Below are 23,238 nucleotides of genomic sequence, written 5' to 3' on the forward strand. Positions count from 1 at the left end.
GGCGTTTTCCCCGGGAAAATCCCCCTAAAAACCCTGAGATTTAGGAAGATTGCGCCACAAGTTGCGCGTTCGTGCGTTCCAGGCGCTGCGCCAATTCGCGCATCACTGCCAGGGACATTTGCGGAAATTGGGCCAACAATTCCAGGAAAACGCGCTTGTCGATGCGAAGCGCCGTGGTCGGTTCCGCCGCCGTGATCGTCGCAGAACGGGGGCTATCGGACAAAATGCCCATCTCCCCAAGCAGGGAGTTGCCGGCGAGCTGCGCCACCTGAATCTCGCCGTTCGGCGTATTCAGGAGCACGCTGGCCTTGCCGTCGAGAAGGACATAGGCCGCATCCGAGGGGTCGCCCTGGGAGAAGAAGCGCTGTCCGGCGGCGAACTGAACCCGCTCGCTGGTGAACGCCAGAAGCTTCAGCCTGGCCGGGTCGATATCCCGGAACATGGGCACCTGCCTCAGGGACTGAACCTCGGTTTCAAGGGTCATGCCACCTCTCCTGTTATGCTTCGGGCGGGCTCCGCCTCAGGTTTTCTTGTACGTCCCTGCGGGTCGGCCGTCTTTTCCGCGACGATACGACCATCGCTAAAGCGCATCTGAACATCGAAAGCCGCCGCCTGTCGATCATTGGGCAGCACCATGAACAGGCTTTGTTGATCGAGAAGCTCGATCAGGGCCTGAAGGATTTTCTGGGCGCGCTCCTCGTCGAAGGGGGCAAGCGCCCCATCGATGACCAGGATATCGGGGCGCTTCACGAGGCAGCGCACCAGATTGACGCTGGCGCGCTCCTGCGGCGAGAGGAGCCGGCCTGCGGTTCCCACCTCGTGGTCGAGGCCGATCCGTTCCACATCCTCCAGGAGGTCGAACTCCCGGATGACCGCCGCGACCGCCTCGGCAACCCGGTGCCGGGCATCCGCGACCTGATAATTCACGCGGCCGAAGAGCAGGTTGTCCCGCAACGGCGCCGCTGCGCAGATCCTGTCGGGATCTAAGAACTCCACGCCGTTTGCGCCGGCTTTCTCAAGCGTCTCGCGCACGAAGCTGCGCGCCTCGACGATCCGCTCTTTAAGGCCATCGTCGAGCAATCCCAGGCGGTGCTTGGCTTCGATATAGGCCAATGGCAGGGAGATGAGGCGCGTGCGCTCCTCTCGTCTCAGGTCCTGTGCGCCCTTCGCCCTACGGCGCAGGATGGCCTGGAATTCAGGCAATTCCTCCGCCCCGATGAAGGAGAACTGCGCGAAGAGCGAATGACCGGGGGGCAGGCCCTGGAAGATTTCGGTCATGGTCTCCGCGATCTGCAAGCCCATCTCCGCGAGCACATCCGTGAGCCCTGCCTTGTCGATGGCCTCGCGGAAAAGAGGATTCTCCGCGAGATTGCGCCCCCTGAAATCGTCCGAGATCGCAACGCCGAACAAAAGGTTCTCGGCAATGCTGGCCTGATCGTTGTAGCGGTCGATATCGAACGGCGCGACGAGATCCGCCATGCCGTTGGCCTGAAAGTTCTCCCGCAGGCGGCAGCGTGCCTCGACCAGACGCTCGGCGAGCGCGGCATGGCGCTCCGGATCGATCCAGCCCGCGAGGCCGAAGAGGTAGATGGCCTCTCCCATCTCCACCCGCTCCAGAAGGTCCACGAGCACGCGGTCGAGTTCCTGCTCGTCCTTCAGGCCCAGCCGCCCGTAATCGATCCATTGGTCGGCGATGCTCTCGAAGGGGTTGCCCGTTCTTGCGGCCTCGGCGATCCGGCGCGCGTTCTCGCGCCGGTCTTCCTCGGTTCTACCCAAAGGCTTGAGGCGCAGGCCGTAAACGAGATTGTCGCGGATGCTGCCGGGGAAAAGAATGGGATCGACGCCGGCATAGGCGATCCGCCGGCCGGTGATGGAAGCGGGAAGCTGCGCCAGATTGTTATCCCCGATCGCGACATCTCCGGAATAGCCAGATACGCGACGGGCCAGCACGCGCGCCATCAGGCTGGCAGCGGGCCCGCCATTGGAGATCAGCGCCACCTTCGCCGGCAGATCGAGAGCAAAGGATGCATTCTCGACGACGAGGTCACCGTGAGGCCCGCTGAGGCTGAGGCCTTCGGCAGCAAGCTTTCCGGTGAGCCGGATGTCGTCCGCATCCACCTTGGAATCGATCATCGGCCCCAGCCGCTCTTCCGCGAAATGCTGCGTGACCTGATCGTATTTCACCTGCACGTCCAGGCGCTGCTGATCCCAATCGATCAGCTCCTTCAACGGCGGCGGCAATTCGCGATAGGCGCTGATGACGGCAACCAGCTGGCCGATGTCGAGCGTGCCGCGAAGCGCGAAATAACCGCCGACTGCGTAGAACAGGAACGGCGTGACCTGGGACAGGAAATTGTTGAGGAATTTGACCGCGAATTTCCGATTGTAGATTTTCAGACGGATCGAGAAGAGGCTGAAGAGACGGTTGCCGATCTCCGCCCTCTCCCACGCATAGGCGTTGTGCACATGCACGACCTCGATGCCGTCGAGCACTTCGCCGATGCGGCCCGCAAGCTCGCGCGATGCCAGCTGCCGTTCCTTGCCGAGGCGCAGGAGTTCACGGCGCAGGCGGGGAATGATCGTGAACTGAACCGCGATGACGCCAAGCGCCATGAGGCCCAGCCACACATTCTGCACCATGATGAAGAACAAGGCCGTGGACGCCTGAAGCCCGAGCAAGGCGGGCGTGATGAAGGCATCGCCGATGAAGCCGCCGATGGGCTCGACTTCGTCCTTGATGATGGTGGCGGTCTCGGATGACTTGATCGTGCGCAGGGCTTCCGGCGTGAAGCGCAGCACCATGGCGAAGAGATCGAAGCGCATGCGCCTCAACATGCGTTCGCCGAGGACGCCCTTGGCGATGTTGACCCAGTATTTGAAGCCGTTGTTCACGACCACGAAGAACAGGAAGAGGCACGAGAGCCCGATGAGCAGGCCGACGCGGCCCAACTGGAAACCCTCGAAGATCTGAACCGAACCGCCGCCGAGCCATTGAGGCCAGTCGAAACCCAATTGGAGGAAGGGTGCCGTAACGTTCCCATCCTTAAAGGCCTCGCCCTGGATGGCCTGGTTCACGATCTGGCGAGGGAGGTCGAGAGAAATAAAGTAAAAAGGCTGAGACAGCAGCACCACGAAACATATGAAGAGCTGGTCCCGCTTCGAGTGGTTCCATATGTATCTGAAGAGGCTCTTTTCCATTGACGTAAAGTTACACCTTTAAACCTTGGAAGGAACCTCTTCCCCATTTCGACCGCCGCCTTATCTGATCGGTTGGGGTTTTAAAAGAGGTAGAGACGGAGGCTGCATCGTCAACCGATGCGCCTCCTGCCAGGGGGCACCCGCATGGCGGATTTGGTCACCAGCCTGATGAATAATGCCGGCTCTTATGTGGCGCACCATGGACGCCCACAGGGGCCCCGCGTGCTCATCTACAGCCACGACACGTTCGGGCTCGGGCATCTGCGCCGATCCCGGGCCATCGCCAATGCCATCGTCGGCGAGCGGCCGGACGCCTCGGTCGTCATCATCTCGGGCTCGCCCGTGATCGGCAATTTCGAGTTCGGCAGCGGTGTCGACTACATCCGCATCCCCGGCGTCACGAAGCTGCCGGACGGCGATTACCGCAGCCTCAACCTCAATGTGGAGCTGGACGAGGCCGTGGGCCTGCGCCAGGCGCTGATCCTCCAGACAGCGAAGGCTTTCCAGCCGGACGTGTTCATCGTGGACAAGGAGCCCGCAGGCTTCCGGGGCGAGGTCCTGCCCGCCCTCGACTACCTGCAGGCCGCAGGCTGCCACCTCGTGCTCGGCATCCGCGACGTCCTGGACGAGGCAGCCCTCCTCGTGCCCGAATGGGAGCGCAAGGGGGCGAAAGAGGCGCTCGTCCGCTATTACGACGAGATCTGGGTCTACGGGCTCAAGGACGTCTACCAGCCCCTCCAGGCCCTCGGCCTGCCGCCGGAGGTGAACGAGCGCGTCACCTATACCGGCTATCTGCGCCGGGAGGTGCCGCCCACGCCGACGCTGACGAAATATCCGAAGATCACGAAGCAGCCCTTCATCCTCGTCACCACCGGCGGCGGGGGCGACGGCGACGATCTCATCGATTGGGTGATCTCGGCCTACGAGGCCGATGCGACGCTGGAACAGCCGTCCCTGATCGTCTTCGGGCCCTTCATCGACCGCGACAAGCGCCGCGCCTTCATGGAGCGCATCGCGCAGCATCCGAAGCTCGATGCGATCTCCTTCGACACCAAGATCGAAAGGCTGATGCGCAAGGCGGATGCCGTCGTGGCCATGGGCGGCTACAACACGTTCTGCGAGGTGCTTTCCTTCGACAAGCGCACGCTCATCGTGCCGCGCACCAAGCCGAGGCTCGAGCAGCATATCCGCGCCGTCGAGGCCGAGCGCCTCGGCCTCGTCAGCATGCTGAGCGACTACAACCAGCCGCGCACGCCGGAGCGCATGGCGCAGGCGCTGCGCGCCTTGTCCACGCAGCCACGTCCCTCACAGGTGACCATTCCAGGCCTGCTCGATGGGCTTGACCGGATTCAGGAGCGGCTTAAGGCTCTCAGCGAGCCCGCCATCCCGTTCACGCCAGCCTATCGTCAGGCGGCCGAGTAAAACTCACCCATGCTCCCTCAAGCCACAGCCCAGCGGATCGCCGTCGTCGTGAAAGGCTATCCGCGCCTCTCCGAAACGTTCATCGCACAGGAAATCCTCGCCCTCGAAGCACGCGGCCTCGATCTCGAAATCTGGTCACTCCGCCATCCCACGGAGCGCGCCGTGCATCCCATGAACAAGAAGATCAAGGCGCGCGTCACCTATCTGCCGGAATATCTCTACGAAGAACCGCTGCGTGTTCTGAAGGGCCTGTTCTGGTGCCTGGGGCAGAAGGGTTTTAGCGCGACGTTCAAGGCCTTCTGGCGTGATCTCAAGCGCGACTTCACCGCCAACCGCGTGCGCCGTCTGGGCCAGGCTTTCGCCATGGCGCGCGAATTGCCGGCGGAGGTGAAGCATCTGCACGTGCATTATCTCCACACGCCGGGATCTGTCGTTCGCTACGCGGCTCTTCTCACCGGACGCACCTGGAGCTTCTCGGCCCATGCGAAGGATATCTGGACGACGCCTGATTGGGAGAAGCGCGAGAAGATGCAGGAAGCGCTCTGGGGCGTGACCTGCACCGCGCATGGTGCGGAAAACCTGCAGGCCTTGTCCGCACCCGGTCGCGTAAACCTCGTCTATCACGGCCTCGACCTGTCGCGTTTTCCCGCCCCGCCCGAAAAGCGCCCGATGCGCGACGGCAGTGACCCGATGGATCCGGTGCGCATCGTCTCGGTGGGGCGTGCGGTGGCGAAGAAAGGTTACGGCGATCTCATCCAGGCGCTCGCATCGTTGCCGGTCGATCTGCATTGGCGCTTCGCGCATGTGGGCGGCGGCGAGTTGCTGAGCAGCCTGAAGAAACAGGCGCAGCAGGCCGGCATCGGCGACAAGGTCGCCTTCCTCGGCGCGAAAGCCCAACCCGACATCATCGCGCTCTTGCGCGAAGCCGATGTTTTCGTGCTGCCGTCCAAGAGAGCCGCATCCGGCGATCAGGATGGTTTGCCGAATGTGATCATGGAAGCCGCAAGTCAAAGCCTTGCCGCCGTCGCCACGGATTTCGCGGGCATTCCAGAATTCATTCGCAGCGGCGTCGAGGGCGTTCTCGTTTCGCCCGGCGATTGGGAGGCTTTGTCGAACGCGCTCAATCTCATCGCGCGCGAGCCCGAACGGCGGAAGAGCATGGGCGAGGCAGCCTATCGCCGCCTGCGCCAGGACTTCTCCATGGATGGAGGCATCGACAAGCTGGAAGCGCGCTTTCGCGCGCTTGTCGGCCTCCCGTTGAAAGAACCGGAGCCGGTGTGAGCGCAAAGCAGCCTGTCGCGTTCTATGCCCCCTTGAAGAGCCCGAACCATCCTCTTCCTTCGGGCGATCGCACCATGGCGCGCTTGCTCATGAAAGCGCTCGACACTGCCGGCTTCGCACCGCATCTCGCCAGCGAGATCCGCACCTTCGACAGGCACGGCGACAGGCGTGTCCAGGAAAACCTGAAACAGCAATCCTTCGCGGAAGCCTCCCGCCTCATCGCGCATTACCGCGCGCTGCCGGAGGAGCAGCAACCGGCGCTCTGGTTCACCTACCACGTCTATTACAAAGCGCCCGACTGGATCGGTCCTCTCGTCAGTAAGGCCCTGAACATTCCCTACGTGATCGCGGAAGGATCGCGCGCAGCCAAGCGCGCACACGGTCCATGGGCGTTCGCTCACGAAGGGGCGGAAGAAGCGCTCGATCAGGCCGATGCGATCTTCGTGATGACGGCCAAGGACCGGAAGGCGCTGGAAGCGTCGCGACCGCCTCATCAAGCCCTCATCGACCTGCCGCCCTTCATCGATGCGCAGGAATGGCCCGAGCCCGTTTCCCGGCGCAATCAGGACGCACCGAAGCTCCTGACCGTTGCGATGATGCGGGAAGGCGACAAGCTCGCTTCCTATCGCATCCTTAGCCAGGCGCTTGACCGGATCACAGACCTGTCATGGTCGCTCGATATCGTCGGCGACGGCGAGGCGAAGGCGGAGGTGGAGCGCTTTTTCTCGCCGCTCGGCAATCGCGTGCGCTTTGCAGGAAAGATCGAACGGAAAGCGGATCTGGCGGCCTATTACGAAGGAGCCGATCTTTTCGTCTGGCCCGCTGTGAACGAGGCCTATGGCATGGTGCTTCTGGAAGCCCAGTTCTTCGGCTGCCCTGTTCTGGCCGGCGATTTCGGCGGCGTGGCGAGCGTGGTGAAGCATGGCCAAACGGGAATGCTTACCGCGCCGGGCGATGCTGAGGCTTTCGCTCAAGCATTACGCAGATGCCTCAAGGACCGTGAGGAGCTTCGACGCTTGGGCCTGGAAGCAAAGCGCTTCATCGGCGAGGAACGCCTCCTGGACCGGGCCGCTGAACGCCTGCATTATGCCTTGTCGTCCCTCACATTGTCACGAGGAGCATGGGCTTGCGCGTTCTGATCGCCGTCACCCACCTTCTCGGCGCAGGTCATCTCACGCGGGCAGCGGCGTTGGCGCGCGCCTTTGCGCAGGCAGGCCATGAGACGACGCTGGTGTCGGGCGGCAGCGCAGCGAAACCTCAAGGTCTCGACCGCCTCACCTTCGTGCAATTGCCGCCCGTGCGCACCATCGGCACGGACTTCAAGACGCTGCTCGATGAGGATGGCCGCCCGGTCGACAATTTCCGCTTGGCGCATCGCAGAATCCTTCTGCTCGATACTTTGAGAGCGGCGCGCCCGGACATCGTCATCACCGAGCTTTTTCCTTTCGGCCGCCGTGTGCTCGCGGACGAGTTCATGATGCTGATCGCGGACGCTCGCCGCATGAATCCGCGTCCCCGCACTCTCTGCTCCATCCGCGATATCCTCGCATTGCCGAAGCCCGAGCGCATCGAGGAAGCGCATGCGCGCCTCGTCGAGAATTACGACGGCATCCTCGTACACGGCGATCCGGCCATCGTGCCGCTGGAGGCCACGTGGCCCGTCGACGAGCGCATCCGCCCGCTCATCCGCTACACGGGATATGTGGACGAAAATCCGGAGCCCATGCAGCCCGGAGAACGCAAAGGCATTCTCGTTTCCGGCGGATCGAGTACTGCCAGCCTGCCGCTCTATCGCGCAGCCATCGCCGCCGCGCGCGAGATGGCCGACAAACAATGGCGCATCCTGGTCGGGCGCGGCGTCGAGGAGGCGGCGTTCCAAGAGCTCAAAGCCAATGCGCCCGCGCATGCCTTGGTCGAGCGTGCGCGGCCGGATTTCCGCAGCCTTCTGGCGCAAGCTGAACTCTCCATCAGCCAGGCCGGCTACAACACGGCGGTCGATCTTCTGCGCAGCAACGTCAAATCGGTTCTCGTACCCTTCGAGGCAGGCCATGAGACCGAGCAGCGCCTGCGGGCGGAACGGCTGAAAGCTCTCGGCCTCGCCGAGATCGTGTTTGAGGAAACGCTATCACCTCAGACTCTCGCTGATGCCGTGCGGCGCGGCCTCTCGCACGCATCGGTGACGTTGCCACCCGTCTCGCTCGACGGCGCGCGCGAAAGCGTCTCCATTGCGGAAAGCCTGCTCCTCGCCCGCCCTGCCCTCCAACGCTCCTTCGACTGGTCGCCGGTGAAGCAGGCGCTGGAGCGGGCGAAGGACAATGATTGCCCGGTCGGGCTGTGGTGGCGGGACGACGATGCGGTGGCCGATACGCCCCAGCTTGATCGCCTGCTGTCGTTGGTGAGCCGCGCGAAAGCCGGGATCGCACTCGCCGTCATCCCCCGCAAGATCGAACCCTCGCTCGGCATGCGGCTCAAGGGAGAGCATACGGCCTTTGCCCTGGTCCACGGCTGGGCCCATGGCAATCACGCTCCCCTCGATCAGAAAAAGGCGGAGTTCGGAGCGCACAGGCGCATCGATGTGATGGCGCGGGAAGCGGAGCGCGGCTTGCATCTGGCGAGGGAGAGGCTTGGGTCTCGGCTGCTTCCGGTCTTTGTCCCGCCCTGGAACCGGATCTCCCCCCAACTGGCGCAGCACCTGCCAGGCGCAGGATTCATCGGGCTCTCGACCTTCAATGACCGCAAGGCGGCCTCGCCTGCTCCAGGCCTTCTGCAGGTCAACACGCATATCGACCCCATCGACTGGCGCGGCACGCGAAGCCTGGCCGATCCGGCTCTTCTCATCGACAGCTTGGCCTCTGCCATCGACCGGCGGATCAAGGGCGAGGCCGACAGGGACGAGCCCATCGGGCTTCTGACCCATCACCTGGTTCATGACGAGGCCATCTGGTCCTTCTGCGAGCAACTCTTGATGCAGCTTGCCCTTTTGGAGGTTCCTCTTCTGCGCCCCGACGAAGCGTTCTTAAGCGAGGCAGGATCACAGCCGAGGCTTGATGCGTTATGATGAAGATCTGATGGAGACATTGATGGAAGCGCCTCTCCTGTCGATCCGTCAGCTGACGGTCGATTTCCATACCGATACCGGGGATTTCCGGGCGGTCGATGGCCTGTCCTTCGATATTCCGAAGGGCAGGACGGTAGCGCTTGTCGGCGAATCCGGATCGGGCAAGTCGGTTACGGCGCAGGCCATTCTCCAGATCCTGTCGAAGAAGGCGCGGATCACCAGCGGCTCCATCATCTTCAACGATCCGACCCTGCAGGCGCCGGTCGACATCGCCGCCCTCAAGCCCGAGGGCGAGGCCATGCACCAGCTCCGGGGCGGGCGCATCGCCATGATCTTCCAGGAGCCGATGACCTCGCTCTCGCCGCTCCACACCATCGGCGACCAGATTTCGGAAGCGCTCCTCATCCATGCCGATGTGAGCAAGGCCGAGGCCCTCAGGCGCACCATGGAAGTGCTGGCCCGCGTGGGCTTTCCGGACCCGAAAAGGGCGCTGCGCAACTATCCCTTCGAGTTGTCCGGCGGCCTTCGCCAGCGCGCCATGATCGCCATGGCCCTGATCACGCGGCCCTCTCTTCTCATCGCGGACGAGCCCACCACGGCTCTCGACGTGACGACACAGGCCCAGATCCTCGATCTCATCAAGGAGCTTCAGGCCGAGACCGGCATGTCCGTGCTGCTCATCACGCACGATCTCGGCGTGGTGGCCAATGTCGCCGACGACGTGGTGGTGATGTATCGCGGCCGCGTTATGGAGGCGGGCTCGCGCGAGGATATCTTCCGCAATCCGCAGCATGATTATTTGAAGGCCCTCATCCGCGCCGTGCCGCGTTTCGCCATGGCGGAGAACGAGCGGCTGACGCCGATCCGCGAGGTCAAAAGCGCAACCCTCTCCCGCGTCCATGCTCCCACGCGCACCGAGCCTCAAGGGCCCATTCTGAAGGCCGAGGGCCTGACGAAGTGCTTCACGCTCCGCTCGCGCCGCTTCTTCGGCAAGCCGCGCATGATCCGTGCCGTGAACGAGGTCGATCTCGCATTGCCCGTGGGCAAGACTCTTGGCCTCGTCGGCGAATCCGGCTGCGGCAAGACCACCGTCTCGAAGATGATCATGCGCGCGCTCGCCCCCGATGCGGGCCGCGTGCTGTTCGACGACGGCACGGGACCGAAGGACGTGCATCGCCTCGAAGGCGACGATCTGACCGCCTATCGCCGCTCGGTGCAGTTCATCTTCCAGGACCCGTTCTCGTCGCTCAATCCGCGCATGACGGTCTACGAGCTTCTTACCGAGCCGCTTCGCATCCACGATATCGGCACGCCGGACGAGCGCTATCATCGGGTGAAACAACTGCTCGACATGGTGGGCCTCGACCAACGTTCGCTACGCCGCTATCCGCATTCCTTCTCGGGTGGACAGCGCCAGCGCCTCGGCATCGCACGGGCGCTCGCGCTGGAACCGCGCGTGCTCTTGTGCGACGAGCCCGTATCGGCTCTCGACGTCTCGGTGCAGGCGCAGGTTCTGAACCTCTTGAAGGATCTGCAATCGGCCCTCGGCCTGTCCTATCTCTTCGTGTCGCACAATCTCGCGGTGGTCGATTACATCGCCGACACCATCGCCGTGATGTGCCGGGGATACATCGTGGAGGAAGCGCCAAAATCCTCGCTCTTCCGCAACCCGGTTCATCCCTACACGCAGGCGCTGCTCGCCGCCGTGCCGGATCCGGATATCGACCGGCCTCTCGATTTCGCGAAGCTGCGGGCGGACCGCTTCTCCAATCCTTCCGAATGGCCAGAGCCTTTCCGCATCCCTGACGGCGAGTTCGGCATGATGCGGGAAATCGAGCCCGGCCACAAAGTCCGCTTCGGGCGGGCAATAGCGCAGGAGGCAGCATGATGATGAGGCTTCGAATGAAATCCCTGGTCCTCGCATTCAGCCTTCTCGCCCTGCCGGCAGCAGCGCAGGATCTGCAGGAAACGCCCTTCTTCAAGGATCATGCGAAGAAGCTTCCACCGATCGCAGAGCGCGTCCCGTCGACTCCCCTCGTGGTCGAGGCGGCGGGCCAGCAGGGCGGCGAGGTCGTCACTCTCGTGCCGCGCGCCCGCGACATCCGTTACATCTCGACTTATTCCTACACGCGCCTCATCGGCTACGACAGAAACCTCCAGCTTCAGCCCGACCTGCTCGAAAAATTCGACAATCAGGACGATCAGGTTTTCACCTTCACGCTCCGTGCAGGCCATCGCTGGTCGGACGGCACGCCGTTCACGGCCGAGGATTTCCGCTACTATTGGGAAGACATGGCGCTCAACAAGGACCTCTCTCCCGCAGGTCCTCCCGAGTTCATGCTGGTGGACGGAAAGCCGCCGCGCGTCGAGATCATTGACGAGCGCACCATTCGCTATTCGTGGGACAAGCCGAACCCGCGCTTCCTGCCGCAGCTTGCAGGGCCGCTCGATCCGGCGATCTACCGGGCCTCGAAATACCTCAAGCAGTTTCATGCGAAATACGCGGACAAGGCCGCGCTCGAAGAGCAGGCGAAGAAGCAGAAGCTGAAATCCTGGGCAGCCCTTCACAACCGCATGGACGACATGAAGGAGCAGACGAACCCCGACCTGCCGGCCCTCACGCCCTGGCGCGTGACGAACGCAGCGCCCGCCAACCGCTTCGTGTTCGAGCGTAATCCGTACTACCACCGCATCGACAAGCAGGGACACCAGCTTCCCTATCTCGACCGCATCGTCATGGACGTGGCCAATAGCGGCCTTTTCGCCGCCAAGGCGAATGCGGGCGAAACGGACATCCTGTTCCGCGGCCTTTCCATGAGCGACATTCCGGTGCTGAAGGAGGGCGAGAAGATCCACGGCTACAAGACGCTGATCTGGCCCTATGCGCGCGGCACCGAATTGGCGCTCTATCCCAACCTCAATGCGGTCGATCCCGTCTGGCGTCAGCTCAACCGCGATGTCCGCTTCCGCCGCGCCCTGTCGCTCGGCATCGACCGCAACACCTTGAACAATGCCCTGCTCTTCGGCCTCGGCACGGAAGGCAACAACACCGTTGTGCCTGAAAGCCCCCTCTTCTCGGAAGAGTTCCGCGACCTGAATGCGCAATACGATCCCGCAGAGGCCTCGCGCCTTCTCGACGAGATCGGTCTCACGAAGCGCAATGGCGCGGGCTTCCGCCTGCTGCCGGATGGACGCGAGCTCGAGATCATCGTGGAGACGGATGGCGAGAGCAGTCTCGTGGTGGATGGGCTGACCCTGATCGGCGAATTCTGGCGCGAGATCGGCGTGCGGCTCTTCGTGAAGCCGCAGGACCGCACGGTCATGCGCAACCGCGCCTTCTCCGGACTGACGATCATGGTTGCCGCTCCCGGCTTCGACAACGCCGTTCCCACCGCCATCATGCCGCCGACGGAATTCGCGCCCATGCGACAGGACAACTACGCCTGGCCGAAATGGGGACAGTACATCGAGACCAAGGGCATGAACGGTGAGGCCATCGACCTGCCCGAGGCGAAGCGCCTTTCCGAGCTTTACGATGCATGGATGGCGACGGGCGACGAGGCGGCTCAGACGCAGGTCTGGAAGGAAATGCTGCGCAACCATGCCGAGAACCAATGGGTGATCGGCACCGTGGCAGGCGCGCTGCAGCCTATCGTCGTCCGCAACGGCCTGCAGGGCCTGCCCGCGAAAGCGCTCTATTCCTGGGAGCCCACGGCCATGCTCGGCATCTACCGCATCGATGAGGTGCATTGGAACAAGGCCGCAGGCAAAGAGGCAAGCCGATGATCCGCTTTCTGTTGCGTCGCCTCGTCACCATGGCCGTGACCTTGCTCATCATCTCGGCCCTGGTCTTCTTCATCATCAAGCTTCCGCCGGGCGACTACCTTTCGAACCTGATCTTCGAGCTGCGGGCGCAGAACGACAACGCGTCCATCGCCAAGGCGGAATTCCTGATGAAGCAATACGCGCTCGACAGGCCCGCCTGGGAGCAGTACCTGATCTGGCTCGGCGTGATGCCCGGCCCCAACGGCTTCTCCGGCCTGCTTCAGGGCGATTGGGGATGGTCGTTCGAATACGACAAGCCGGTGGTGGACGTGGTGGGCGATGCCTTGTGGCTGACGCTTCTCGTCAATCTCGCCGCCGTGATCTTCATCCACATCGTCGCGATCCCCATCGCGATCTATTCGGCGACGCGGCAATATTCTCTCGGCGATTATTTCGCGACCTTCATCGGCTATATCGGCCTTGCGACACCGAGCTTTCTGCTCGCGCTCATCCTGCTCTATTACCTGAACCGGTGGTTCGGCATTTCCATCGGTGGTCTCTACGACGCGCAATATGCAGGCGAGCCGTGGACATGGCCGAAGATCCAGTCCTTCCTGGCGCATCTCATCGTGCCGACCATCGTGATCGGATTGGCGGGAACAGCCGCCATGATCCGACGCATGCGCGCGAACCTGCTCGATGAACTCGGCAAGCAGTATTACGTGACGGCGAAGGCCAAGGGCCTCGGGCCGACCAAGGCGCTTCTGAAATATCCCTTCCGCATGTCATTGAACCCGTTCATCGCGGATATCGGCAACCTTCTGCCGCATCTGGTCTCCGGATCGGTGCTGGTCTCGCTGGTGCTGAGCCTGCCGACCGTGGGCCCGATCCTGCTCGGCGCGCTGAAGAACCAGGACCAGTTCCTCGCCGGCTTCATTCTGATGTTCGTCGCGGTGCTCACCGTGGTCGGCATGTTGATTTCCGACATCCTCCTGGCCTGGATCGATCCCCGCATCCGCATGGGAGGCGCACGATGAACACGCTGCTGCGCACGGGCCATTACGTCGATCCATCGCCCTTCGATCCGGGCACAACGGAGCCCATCGGAACGGAGAACGAGAACTTCTACCGCGCTTCGTCCTGGCAGCTCATGTGGTGGAAATTCCGCCGCCACAAGGTGGCTCTGGCTGCGGCCTTCGTGCTGCTCGCCTTCTACCTCATGGTGCCCTTCGTCGAGATGATCGCGCCCTACAACCAGACGAAACGGCACGGCGACTTTCTCTATGCGCCGCCGCAGGCGATCCACCTGATGCATGAGGGCCGCTTTGTCGGGCCTTATGTCTATCCCTACAAATTCAGCTTCGATCTCGAAACATTCCGGCGCGTCTATACCGTCGACAGGTCACAGCCGCAGCCGATCCGCTTTTTCTGCCGCGCGGACGATTACGAGTTCTGGGGCATGGTGCGCACGAACGTACATCTGTTCTGCCCGCCTGAGAACGGCACGATGTTCATCCTCGGCACCGACCGGCTCGGACGCGATCTCTTCTCGCGCATCATCTACGGCGCGCGCATCTCGCTCACCATCGGCATCATCGGCATCGCGGTATCCTTCGCGCTGGGCCTGCTATTCGGCGGCCTTGCGGGCTATCTCGGTGGCTGGGTGGATCACGTGATCCAGCGCATGATCGAGATCCTGCGCTCTCTGCCGGAGCTACCCCTATGGCTTGCGCTCTCGGCGGCGCTGCCGGCGAATTGGAGCCCGGTCCTCGTGTTCTTCGGCATCACCATCATTCTCGGCCTGCTCGACTGGCCGGGTTTGGCGCGCGCCGTGCGCTCGAAACTTCTCGCCTTGCGCGAAGAGGATTTCGTGAAGGCGGCCGAACTGATGGGGGCATCCAAGCAACGCATCATTGCGCGCCACCTCATCCCGAACTTCATGAGTCACCTCATCGCCTCCGCAACGCTCTCGATCCCATCGATGATCCTCGGCGAGACCGCCCTCTCCTTCTTGGGCCTCGGCCTTCGCCCGCCCGTCACGAGCTGGGGCGTGCTGCTCAACGAAGCGCAGAATCTCGCTGCCGTGCAGCTGCATCCCTGGCTGCTCTTCCCCATGGTGCCGGTGATCATCGTGGTCCTCGCCTTCAACTTCATGGGCGACGGCTTGCGCGACGCGGCCGATCCTTATCACTGACGGAGAGTGACGTGGCCACCTCAAAACTTGCGACCAAGGATGCCCTTGCAACCGTTCCGGTGAAGGATCTCGCCCGCGCGAGAACTTTCTACGAACAGAAACTCGGCCTCGAACCCATCGAGACCGAGGAGAGCGGTGTGCAGGCCTACCGCGCAGGCTCTTCGACCATCATCGTCTATGAATCGGCTTTTGCAGGTACCAACCAAGCGACCGCTGTCACATGGCCCGTCGGTGATGACCTCGACGCCATCGTCGCCGATCTCAAATCAAAGGGCGTCACCTTCGAGCATTACGACATGCCCGGCACCACGCTCGAAGGCGATATCCATGTCTCGGGCCGCATGCGCGTGACATGGTTCAAGGACCCCGATGGCAACATCATCAATGTCGGGAATTACTGAACGCTTCGCATAATTGAAGCACGCAACAAAAAAGGCGCCCTCTCGGGCGCCTTCTTCATTTCATGTCGTGCTCGATCAGCGACGGCGCGGGCTCTTTTCGAGCCATGCCACCTGAGCGCCATCACCGCGACGTCCTTCCGAGCGCTGTGCGGGCTTGCCCTGTGCGGCGCGCTGAGGCTGCTGCTGGCGCTGGCCCTGTGCGGGCTTCTGGCCTTGCGCGGGACGCTGCTGATTGTTCGCGGACGGATGACCGCCCTGCTGCTGACCAGCACCCGGCTTTCCGCCGCGACCGCGACGACGCTTCGGGCCCTTCTCGGCATTCGGATCGCTGTTGCGCGGCTGGCCGTGGCCCTTGTGGCCACGCGCATGCGGCGCAGGACGACCACGCTGGTGCTCGCGACGCTCGGCAGGCTCAGGAGCAGCGGAAGCAGCAGGCAGGCCTTCCGGCAGCGGCATGACCGGCACCTTCAGGCGCGTCAGCTTCTCGATGTCCTTCAGGTACGCCTTTTCCTCGTCGTTGCAGAACGAGATCGCGAGACCCGTCGCACCGGCGCGAGCCGTGCGGCCGATGCGGTGGACGTAGGATTCCGGCACGTTCGGCAGGTCGTAGTTGATGACGTGGGTCACGCCTTCAACGTCGATGCCGCGCGCGGCGATATCGGTGGCGACGAGCACGCGGCACGAGCCGTCACGGAAGCCGGCAAGCGCACGCTCGCGCTGCGGCTGCGACTTGTTGCCGTGAATGGCGGCCCCCGAGATGCCGGCCTTGTCGAGGCCGCGCACGACCTTGTCTGCGCCATGCTTGGTGCGGGTGAAAACGAGCACGCGGTCGATGCTCGGATCGCGCAAAAGCGTTTCGAGCAGCACCTGCTTGCGGTTCGTCTGCACGAAGATCACGCTCTGCTCCACGCGCTCGGCGGTGGTGGCGACGGGTGTCACCGCCACATGCGCCGGATCGCGCAGGAACGAATCCGCGAGCGTCGAAATCGTCTTCGGCATGGTGGCCGAGAAGAACAGGCTCTGACGCTCCTTCGGCAGCAGCGTCACGATGCGCCTCAGCGCATGGATGAAGCCGAGATCGAGCATCTGGTCGGCTTCGTCGAGAACGAGGATCTCGATGTCGCGGAGCGACAGCGCCTTACGATCCACGAGATCGATGAGACGGCCCGGCGTAGCGACGAGAACGTCGACGCCGTTCGCCAGCGCCTTCTCCTGGCGGGAGATGGTAACGCCGCCGAACACCACTTCCGTGGTGAGACGCAGGTTGCGGCCATAGGCCTTGAAGCTGTCGGCGATCTGGCCGGACAATTCACGGGTCGGGCTCAGCACGAGAACGCGCGGGCTCTTGTGCTTGCGCGGCTTCGGGTTCGCGTTGAGGCGATGCAGGATCGGCAGCGCGAAGGCAGCGGTCTTGCCGGTGCCGGTCTGCGCGATGCCGCACACGTCGCGGCCTTCCATGGCATAGGGAATGGTCTGGGCCTGGATCGGCGTGGGCTTCTCATAGCCCTCAGCGGACAAGGCCTTCAGGATCGGCTGGGCCAATCCGAAATCGGTAAAGAGTGTCAAAGTGTATCTTTCGAACGGATGCGGTGAGCCGCAAAGCTGGTTCGGCTTGTTTGTAAAGCTAAGGCGCTTCAGGGCTCTCAAGGCGACAACCCGCGTGATGGGGTCGTCGTATGGGTCAAGCGATTGAAGAAGGGGACCGGGCTTTCGCTTAGATGCGAATTTCCGTCACGCAGTCCCGCTCAAGCGGCTCTCAAGGAGCGCTGACGCCGTACGGGTCATATGAGGGTTGCGTGGCGTAATGTCAATGAAAACCGCTTGGGCTGAGGGCGCGTTCGCCTGTGGCAGTCATCCCGGGGCTGCGGAGCAGAACCCGGGATCGTTGGCAGAATAAGGCACCCTTCTCGTCAAGCGATCCCGGCTCGCCTGCGCCGTCCGGGATGACGCCATACGAGGTATGTTCCGCTTTTGTTCTTGACTTTGGTCCTAAGCTGGGCTATATGTGTTGGTGTCCTGGCTCGATGAGGGGCGCGCTCGCGAGGCGTCGTGATCGATGGAGCCGGGAACGGTCCTGGTTCGGTCTCGCAAGCCGGCCCGGGAGGCCCATCGTTGCAAGACACGATGAACGCCTAAAAGAACCGTACGCGAGGGGCCGTCAGGTTCTTCACACATTCCATAGCGAACCGGACGACCTCTCGCGTCTCCCTCACCCCATACCTCGGGCGATCCACGCCGCGAGGTCACTCCCCCATGCCTTTGCCCGCTCTTTGACAATAAATCCGCCATCCCTGTGCCGGCTAAAGACCTAGCCGCCGACCTCAAGGCCTGACATAAAGGGCCGCACGACACGAAACCCGGACCTGAGCCGGGAATAAGCACATGTGGGACGCCATGCGGGGCAAAGTTTTCCTGTTCGATATGGACGGCACCTTGATCGACTCCACGGAGGTGATCGAGGAGATCTGGCATCGTTGGGCCGCAAGGCACGGGATCGATGGCCATGCCGTCCTCGCCAAGTCGCATGGGCGGCAGGCGATCCAGACCGTCAAGCTCTTCGGCCCTGAAGGCATCGACCTTGAGGCAGAGACGGCCTGGTTCAACGAGCAGGCGGCCCTGGGCACGGACCGCATCAAGCCGGTCACGGGAGCAAAGGAATTCCTTTCCAAATTGGAGCCGCATGAATGGGCCATCGTCACCTCGGCGAACCGCCCCCTCGCGGAAAGTTGGCTGGCCGCCGCAGGCTTGCCGCAGCCCGAGACCTTCATTGCCGCCGAGGACGTGTCGCGCAGCAAGCCCGATCCGGAAGGCTACCGGAAAGCTGCCGAAATCCTGGGCTTCGATCCCACCGACGCCATCGTCTTCGAGGATGCGCAGGCCGGCATGGAAGCCGGACGCGGAGCGGGCGCGAAGGTGGTGGGGATCGGCCCCTCGAACCACCTGGCTCATCTCGCCGATAGCTGGATCGCCGACTTCCGCCAGATCGAGGCATTCAGGGAAGCTTCAGGAGGCTTCAGGCTTCAATTCTAGGAGCCGATTGAAAGGCCATCATGTCCACTCCCGCCCGCATGCCCTGGGCTTTCGTTTCCGCCTTGTCCCTGACCGTGCTGATTTCCTACGGCACGATCTTCTACGCTTTCGCCCTCTTCATCGAGCCGATGAGCCGGGACCTCGGCTGGGGCAAGTCCGAGCTGACAGCGGCCTATTCGCTGGCACTCGGCACCTCCGCCTTCTTCGCCGTTCCCGTGGGGCGGCTGATCGACCTCGGTTATGGCCGCTTGGTCATGACGGGCGGCTCGGTTCTCGCCGCCATCCTCCTGGTGCTCTGGTCGCGGGTCGAGAGCTATCCGCTCTTCGTCCTCATCTGGGCCGCCTTCGGCCTCTCCATGAGCTGCGTCTTCTACGAGCCGGGCTTCGCGGTTCTGGCGCGCAGGCTCGGCTTTCTCACCCGTCGGGGCATCACCTTCATGACCCTGGTCGGGGGCTTCGCCAGCACGCTCTTCATCCCCCTCACCCATCTGCTCATCGAATATCTCGGCTGGCGCGATGCGCTTCTGGTGCTCGCTGCCTTCAACCTCTTCATTTGCGCCGTCGTGCATGCAGTCTTCATTCCGCCGGCCCTGAAGCCGTCGCACCATCATGAGAGCGGAGAGGCCCGCCCTACCCCGGCCAATGCCCGGCGCGTGCTGCTGAAGGCGTCCTTCTGGTGCTTCGTAGCCTGCTCCGTTCTCCAGGGCCTGATCGCTGCGGGATTGCCGATCCATCTGATCCCGCTTCTCACAGAGCAGGGCTTTACTCTCGAGATGGCCGTGGTTGCGTTCTCGATCATCGGCCCGGCCCAGGTGGCAGGGCGGATGACCATGGCGCTCGGCGAGCGTGCCTTCGGTATGAAGGGAACGGGCATCGTGACCCTGGCCCTCGGCGTTCTCGCCTTCGGGCTCCTGCCCCTGCTCCCGCCCGGCTCCTGGCTGGTGGCGGCCTTCGCAATGCTGTTCGGAGCCTCCAACGGCATGATGACCATCGTCCGCGCCCTCCTGCCGCCCGAGCTGTTCGGGCGCGAGAGCTACGGCACGGTCCAGGGCATGATCGCCATGCCCGTCCGCCTGACCACGGCCGCAGCCCCCTTCCTGTTCGGGGCCCTCTGGGCGTGGTGGGGCAGTTACATGTCGGTCATGATCCTGTGCTTAGGCATGTCCTTCTGCGCGCTGGCTTTCTTCCTAGCCGTGCTTTTGTTGCAAAAGGGACGTGAAAACCCCGAAAATTCGCTTGCGTTAGGCGGCTAAAGAACTCATTTGCTCAGGGTCTCAATTGCTTGGTTTTGAAGAAAGACTCGTTCCGTGACGGCAGTAACTGATCTTCTCATCGTTGGCGGCGGCATCAATGGCGCGGGCATCGCGCGCGATGCGGTGGGCCGGGGCCTCTCCGTGGTGCTCTGCGAGCAGGGCGATCTGGCGGGCTACACCTCCTCCGCCTCGACCAAGCTGATCCATGGCGGCCTGCGCTACCTGGAATATTACGAGTTCCGTCTGGTCCGCGAGGCCTTGTTCGAGCGCGAGCGCCTGCTCAATTCCGCGCCGCACATCATCTGGCCGCTGCGCTTCATCCTGCCGCACGAGAAGGGCATCCGCCCGGCCTGGTTCGTACGCCTCGGCCTCTTCCTCTACGACCATCTCGCGCCGCGCAAGAAGCTGCCGGGCACGGAGACGATCAAGCTCACCAAGCACCCGGCCGGCGAAGGCCTGAAGCCCGGCTTCGACACCGCCTTCGTCTATTCCGATTGCTGGGTCGAGGACAGCCGCATGGTGGCGCTGAACGCTCTCGACGCCTTCGAGAAGGGCGCCGACATCCGCGTGCGCACCAAGCTGACGTCCGCCCGCCGCGAAGGCAAGATCTGGGTCGCGACGCTTCAGAACACCGAGACCGGCGAGACGCAGGACGTGCGCGCCAAGGTGATCGTCAATGCGGGCGGCCCCTTCGTGGCCGACGTTCTCAATGCCAAGCTCGGCCTCAACACCACGAAGAACGTGCGCCTCGTGAAGGGCAGCCACATCGTCGTGCCGAAGCTCTTCGACACGGAGCAGGCCTTCATCCTGCAGAACACGGACAAGCGCATCGTGTTCGCGATCCCCTACCAGGAGAAGTTCACGCTTATCGGCACCACCGACATCCCGGTCGAGTCCGTGCCGGACAAGAAGGTGGAGATCAGCGCCGACGAGGTGCAGTACCTCTGCAACATCGTGAACCACTTCTTCAAGAAGCAGGTCACGCCGGCGGAAGTGGTGTGGAGCTACTCGGGCGTGCGCCCGCTCTTCGACGACGGCTCGTCGAACGCCTCCGCCGTGACCCGCGACTACGTGTTCGACATGGACGCGCCGGAAGGACAGGCGCCGGTCCTGTCGATCTTCGGCGGCAAGATCACCACCTTCCGCAAGCTCTCGGAGCACGCGCTCGAAGAGCTGAAGGCCTATTTCCCGGACATGAAAGGCTCTTGGACGGAAGCCGCCAAGATGCCGGGCGGCGACATCATCGACGCTGACTTCGACAAATTCCTCAAGACCGTGCGCCAGCGCTGGGCGTTCCTGCCCGAGCAGATGTCCTACCGTCTGTCGCGCGCCTATGGCACGCGCATCCTGGAACTGCTGGGCGATGCCAAGTCGATGGCCGATCTCGGAGAGGATTTTGGCGCGGGCCTGACGGCTGCGGAGATCAACTATCTCATGCGCCACGAATGGGCGCGCACGGCGGAAGACGTCCTGTGGCGCCGCTCCAAGCTCGGCCTCCACGTTCCGGCTGGCGCTGCGGCCAAGATTGATGCTTACATGGCCACGCAAAAGGCAGCATCGATCGCAGCACAATAAGAACGTCAGGGAGAGATCATGGCCACCTATGTCGGCGCTATCGACCAGGGCACGACGAGCTCGCGCTTCATCGTATTCGACAAGGCGGGCAACATCGTCTCCGTCGGACAGAAAGAGCACGAACAGATCTATCCCAAGCCCGGCTATGTGGAGCACGATCCGCTCGAGATCTGGGCCAACACGCAAAGCGTGATCCAGGACGCGCTGGCGAAGAAGGGCCTGAAGCCTCAGGACCTCGCCGCCATCGGCATCACCAACCAGCGTGAAACCACGCTGATCTGGGACCGTCGCACCGGCAAACCGCTCCACAACGCGCTCGTCTGGCAGGACACCCGCGTCGACGCCATCGTGGACGAGTTCGCGAAGGACGGCGGCCATGATCGCCTTCGTGCCAAGACGGGTCTTCCGCTCGCGAGCTACTTCTCCGGCCTGAAGCTGCGTTGGCTGCTCGACAACGTCCCCGGCGCCCGCGAAAAGGCGGAAGCCGGCGACGTGCTGTTCGGCAATATCGACACCTGGCTCGTCTGGAACCTGACGGGCGGCGTCAACGACGGTTGCCACATCACCGATGTGACCAATGCCAGTCGCACGCAGCTCATGAATCTGGGCACCCTCGATTGGGACGATGAAATCCTTCGTCTCTTCGACATCCCCCGCGCCTGCCTGCCGGCGATCAAGTCGTCGAGCGAGGTCTACGGCATCGCCAAGGGCAATCTGGCGGGAGTGCCGATCGCCGGCATTCTCGGCGACCAGCAGGCAGCCCTCGTCGGCCAGGCCTGCTTCCATCCGGGCGAGGCCAAGAACACCTATGGCACCGGCTGCTTCATGCTCATGAACACCGGCGAGACGCCCTACCCGTCCAAGTGCGGCCTGCTCACGACCATGGGCTACAAGTTCGGCGATGCGAAACCGGTCTATGCACTCGAAGGCTCCATCGCGATCGCAGGCGCTCTCGTGCAATGGATGCGCGACAATCTCGGGATCATCCAGGCAAGCCACAAGATCGAGACCCTGGCGCGCAGCGTCGAGGACAATGGCGGCGTCACCATCGTGCCGGCCTTCTCAGGACTCTATGCGCCACACTGGAACTCTCATGCCCGCGGTCTGATCGGCGGTCTCACGCGCTATGCCACCAAGGCCCACATCGCCCGCGCGGCGCTCGAGGCCACGGCCTTCCAGACCCGCGAAGTGCTGCAGGCCATGGCGAAGGACACTGGCATTGCGGTCAAGGAGCTGCGCACCGATGGCGGCATGGTGGTCAACGAACTGCTCATGCAGTTTCAGGCCGACATTCTCGACGTGCCCGTGGTGCGCCCGAAGGTGATCGAGACGACAGCTCTCGGCGCCGCCTATGCGGCGGGCCTCGCCGTCGGCTTCTGGGCGAACACGGACGAACTCGTGCGCAACTGGTCCATCGACAAGCGCTGGACCCCCGCCATGGAAGCAAGCCGCCGCAGCAGCCTCAACGCGGAATGGGACAAGGCCGTCTCACGCTCCCTCGACTGGGCGGACTAAAAGAAGAAAGGCGGCTCAGGGCCGCCTTTTCTCAATCCCGATCAGACTTTGAAGGCCGCTCGGATCTTCTCGGCGAACCCCGCCAAAGCGTCATTGGGCGCCATCTCGCCCGTATGGGGCTTGAGCGGCACGCCCTCGAAACGCGGAATGACATGGAAATGCAGGTGGAACACCACCTGCCCGCCCGCGCTCTCGTTGAACTGCTGGATCGTGAGACCATCGGCAGAGAACGCATCCTTCGCAGCCCGCGCCACCACCTGAACCGCCTTCGAGAGTTCAGCGAGATCCTCGGGCTTCACATCCAGGATATTGCGGGCCTTCGCCTTGGGGATGACCAGCACATGGCCGTCGCCACGGGGCATGATGTCCATGAAGGCCAGGGCATGCTCGGTCTCATAGACCTTGTGGCACGGCAACTCGCCTTTCAGGATTTTTGCGAACACATTGTTGTCGTCGTAGGTCATTCCGCCCTCTCATGAACATGGCTCGGGGCATTCATACACCGGCTCATCCAGGCAATCACTCCCGCGCGGCATGTCTGTGCAG

17 protein-coding genes are annotated in these 23,238 nt (G+C 63.1%); 13 read left to right on the forward strand and 4 right to left on the reverse strand.

Translation table 11 applies throughout. From position 1 onward, the window contains the following. Positions 1–40: 40 nt before the first annotated feature. Together MJ639_RS16685 and MJ639_RS16690 are read right to left on the reverse strand one after the other, a co-directional pair. Entirely contained in the window at positions 41–484 is a 444-nt protein-coding gene (locus tag MJ639_RS16685; protein WP_243375233.1) for a Crp/Fnr family transcriptional regulator, read from the reverse strand. After that, positions 481–3,075, reverse strand: coding sequence for an ABC transporter ATP-binding protein (locus MJ639_RS16690; protein WP_243375236.1), 2,595 nt, complete (start codon positions 3,073–3,075; stop codon positions 481–483). Before MJ639_RS16690 ends, MJ639_RS16685 begins: the two co-directional genes overlap by 4 nt. Positions 3,076–3,342: 267 nt before the next feature. On the opposite strand from MJ639_RS16690, the gene MJ639_RS16695 reads away from it, so the two are divergent. The 9 genes from MJ639_RS16695 to MJ639_RS16735 are packed head-to-tail and all read left to right on the forward strand — an operon-like array spanning position 3,343 to position 15,319. After that, on the forward strand, positions 3,343–4,620 hold the full coding sequence (locus tag MJ639_RS16695; protein WP_423790815.1) for a glycosyltransferase family protein: 1,278 nt from the start codon (positions 3,343–3,345) through the stop codon (positions 4,618–4,620). 9 nt (positions 4,621–4,629) lie between these two features. Next, complete coding sequence (locus tag MJ639_RS16700) at positions 4,630–5,901, forward strand: glycosyltransferase (RefSeq protein ID WP_243375238.1); 1,272 nt, start codon at positions 4,630–4,632, stop codon at positions 5,899–5,901. Next, the gene (locus tag MJ639_RS16705) at positions 5,898–7,040 is read left to right on the forward strand and encodes a glycosyltransferase family 4 protein (protein WP_243375242.1); all 1,143 of its coding nucleotides are present in this window, start codon (positions 5,898–5,900) and stop codon (positions 7,038–7,040) included. Before MJ639_RS16700 ends, MJ639_RS16705 begins: the two co-directional genes overlap by 4 nt. After that, positions 7,022–8,959, forward strand: a complete 1,938-nt coding sequence (locus MJ639_RS16710; protein ID WP_243375245.1) for a glycosyltransferase — start codon at positions 7,022–7,024, stop codon at positions 8,957–8,959. Before MJ639_RS16705 ends, MJ639_RS16710 begins: the two co-directional genes overlap by 19 nt. A gap of 22 nt (positions 8,960–8,981) precedes the next feature. Continuing rightward, positions 8,982–10,847, forward strand: a complete 1,866-nt coding sequence (locus tag MJ639_RS16715) for an ABC transporter ATP-binding protein (RefSeq protein ID WP_243375248.1) — start codon at positions 8,982–8,984, stop codon at positions 10,845–10,847. Positions 10,848–10,861: 14 nt separating this feature from the next. Next, positions 10,862–12,745 carry an ABC transporter substrate-binding protein gene (locus tag MJ639_RS16720; RefSeq protein ID WP_243375251.1) on the forward strand — a complete coding sequence of 628 codons (1,884 nt, stop codon included), beginning with the start codon at positions 10,862–10,864 and terminating at the stop codon, positions 12,743–12,745. Next, a complete protein-coding gene (locus MJ639_RS16725) occupies positions 12,742–13,761 on the forward strand; it encodes an ABC transporter permease (RefSeq protein WP_243375254.1) in 1,020 nt (339 codons plus the stop codon). Before MJ639_RS16720 ends, MJ639_RS16725 begins: the two co-directional genes overlap by 4 nt. After that, positions 13,758–14,918 carry an ABC transporter permease gene (locus MJ639_RS16730; protein WP_243375256.1) on the forward strand — a complete coding sequence of 387 codons (1,161 nt, stop codon included), beginning with the start codon at positions 13,758–13,760 and terminating at the stop codon, positions 14,916–14,918. The genes MJ639_RS16725 and MJ639_RS16730 overlap by 4 nt, the downstream gene beginning before the upstream one ends. 11 nt (positions 14,919–14,929) lie before the next feature. Next, positions 14,930–15,319 carry a VOC family protein gene (locus MJ639_RS16735; protein WP_243375259.1) on the forward strand — a complete coding sequence of 130 codons (390 nt, stop codon included), beginning with the start codon at positions 14,930–14,932 and terminating at the stop codon, positions 15,317–15,319. 75 nt (positions 15,320–15,394) lie between these two features. Here MJ639_RS16735 and MJ639_RS16740 read toward each other — a convergent pair whose 3' ends face one another. After that, the gene (locus MJ639_RS16740; RefSeq protein WP_243375263.1) at positions 15,395–16,885 is read right to left on the reverse strand and encodes a DEAD/DEAH box helicase; all 1,491 of its coding nucleotides are present in this window, start codon (positions 16,883–16,885) and stop codon (positions 15,395–15,397) included. 828 nt (positions 16,886–17,713) lie between these two features. Here MJ639_RS16740 and MJ639_RS16745 point away from each other — a divergent pair. Genes MJ639_RS16745 through glpK form a run of 4 tightly spaced genes read left to right on the forward strand, consistent with a single transcriptional unit; the run spans position 17,714 to position 22,692 of the window. Continuing rightward, on the forward strand, positions 17,714–18,349 hold the full coding sequence (locus MJ639_RS16745) for an HAD family hydrolase (protein ID WP_243375265.1): 636 nt from the start codon (positions 17,714–17,716) through the stop codon (positions 18,347–18,349). 20 nt (positions 18,350–18,369) lie between these two features. Beyond that, positions 18,370–19,602, forward strand: a complete 1,233-nt coding sequence (locus MJ639_RS16750; RefSeq protein ID WP_243375267.1) for an MFS transporter — start codon at positions 18,370–18,372, stop codon at positions 19,600–19,602. A 54-nt stretch (positions 19,603–19,656) separates the two neighbouring features. After that, a complete protein-coding gene (locus tag MJ639_RS16755; protein WP_243375269.1) occupies positions 19,657–21,177 on the forward strand; it encodes a glycerol-3-phosphate dehydrogenase in 1,521 nt (506 codons plus the stop codon). Between the two features lie 18 nt (positions 21,178–21,195). After that, on the forward strand, positions 21,196–22,692 hold the full coding sequence (glpK, locus tag MJ639_RS16760; RefSeq protein ID WP_243375272.1) for a glycerol kinase GlpK: 1,497 nt from the start codon (positions 21,196–21,198) through the stop codon (positions 22,690–22,692). A gap of 41 nt (positions 22,693–22,733) precedes the next feature. Here the strand turns inward: glpK and MJ639_RS16765 are convergent, their stop codons facing one another. After that, entirely contained in the window at positions 22,734–23,156 is a 423-nt protein-coding gene (locus MJ639_RS16765; RefSeq protein WP_243375275.1) for an HIT family protein, read from the reverse strand. Positions 23,157–23,238 lie beyond the last annotated feature (82 nt).

The organism is Microvirga solisilvae, from assembly GCF_022808595.1.
Taxonomy (GTDB): domain Bacteria; phylum Pseudomonadota; class Alphaproteobacteria; order Rhizobiales; family Beijerinckiaceae; genus Microvirga; species Microvirga solisilvae.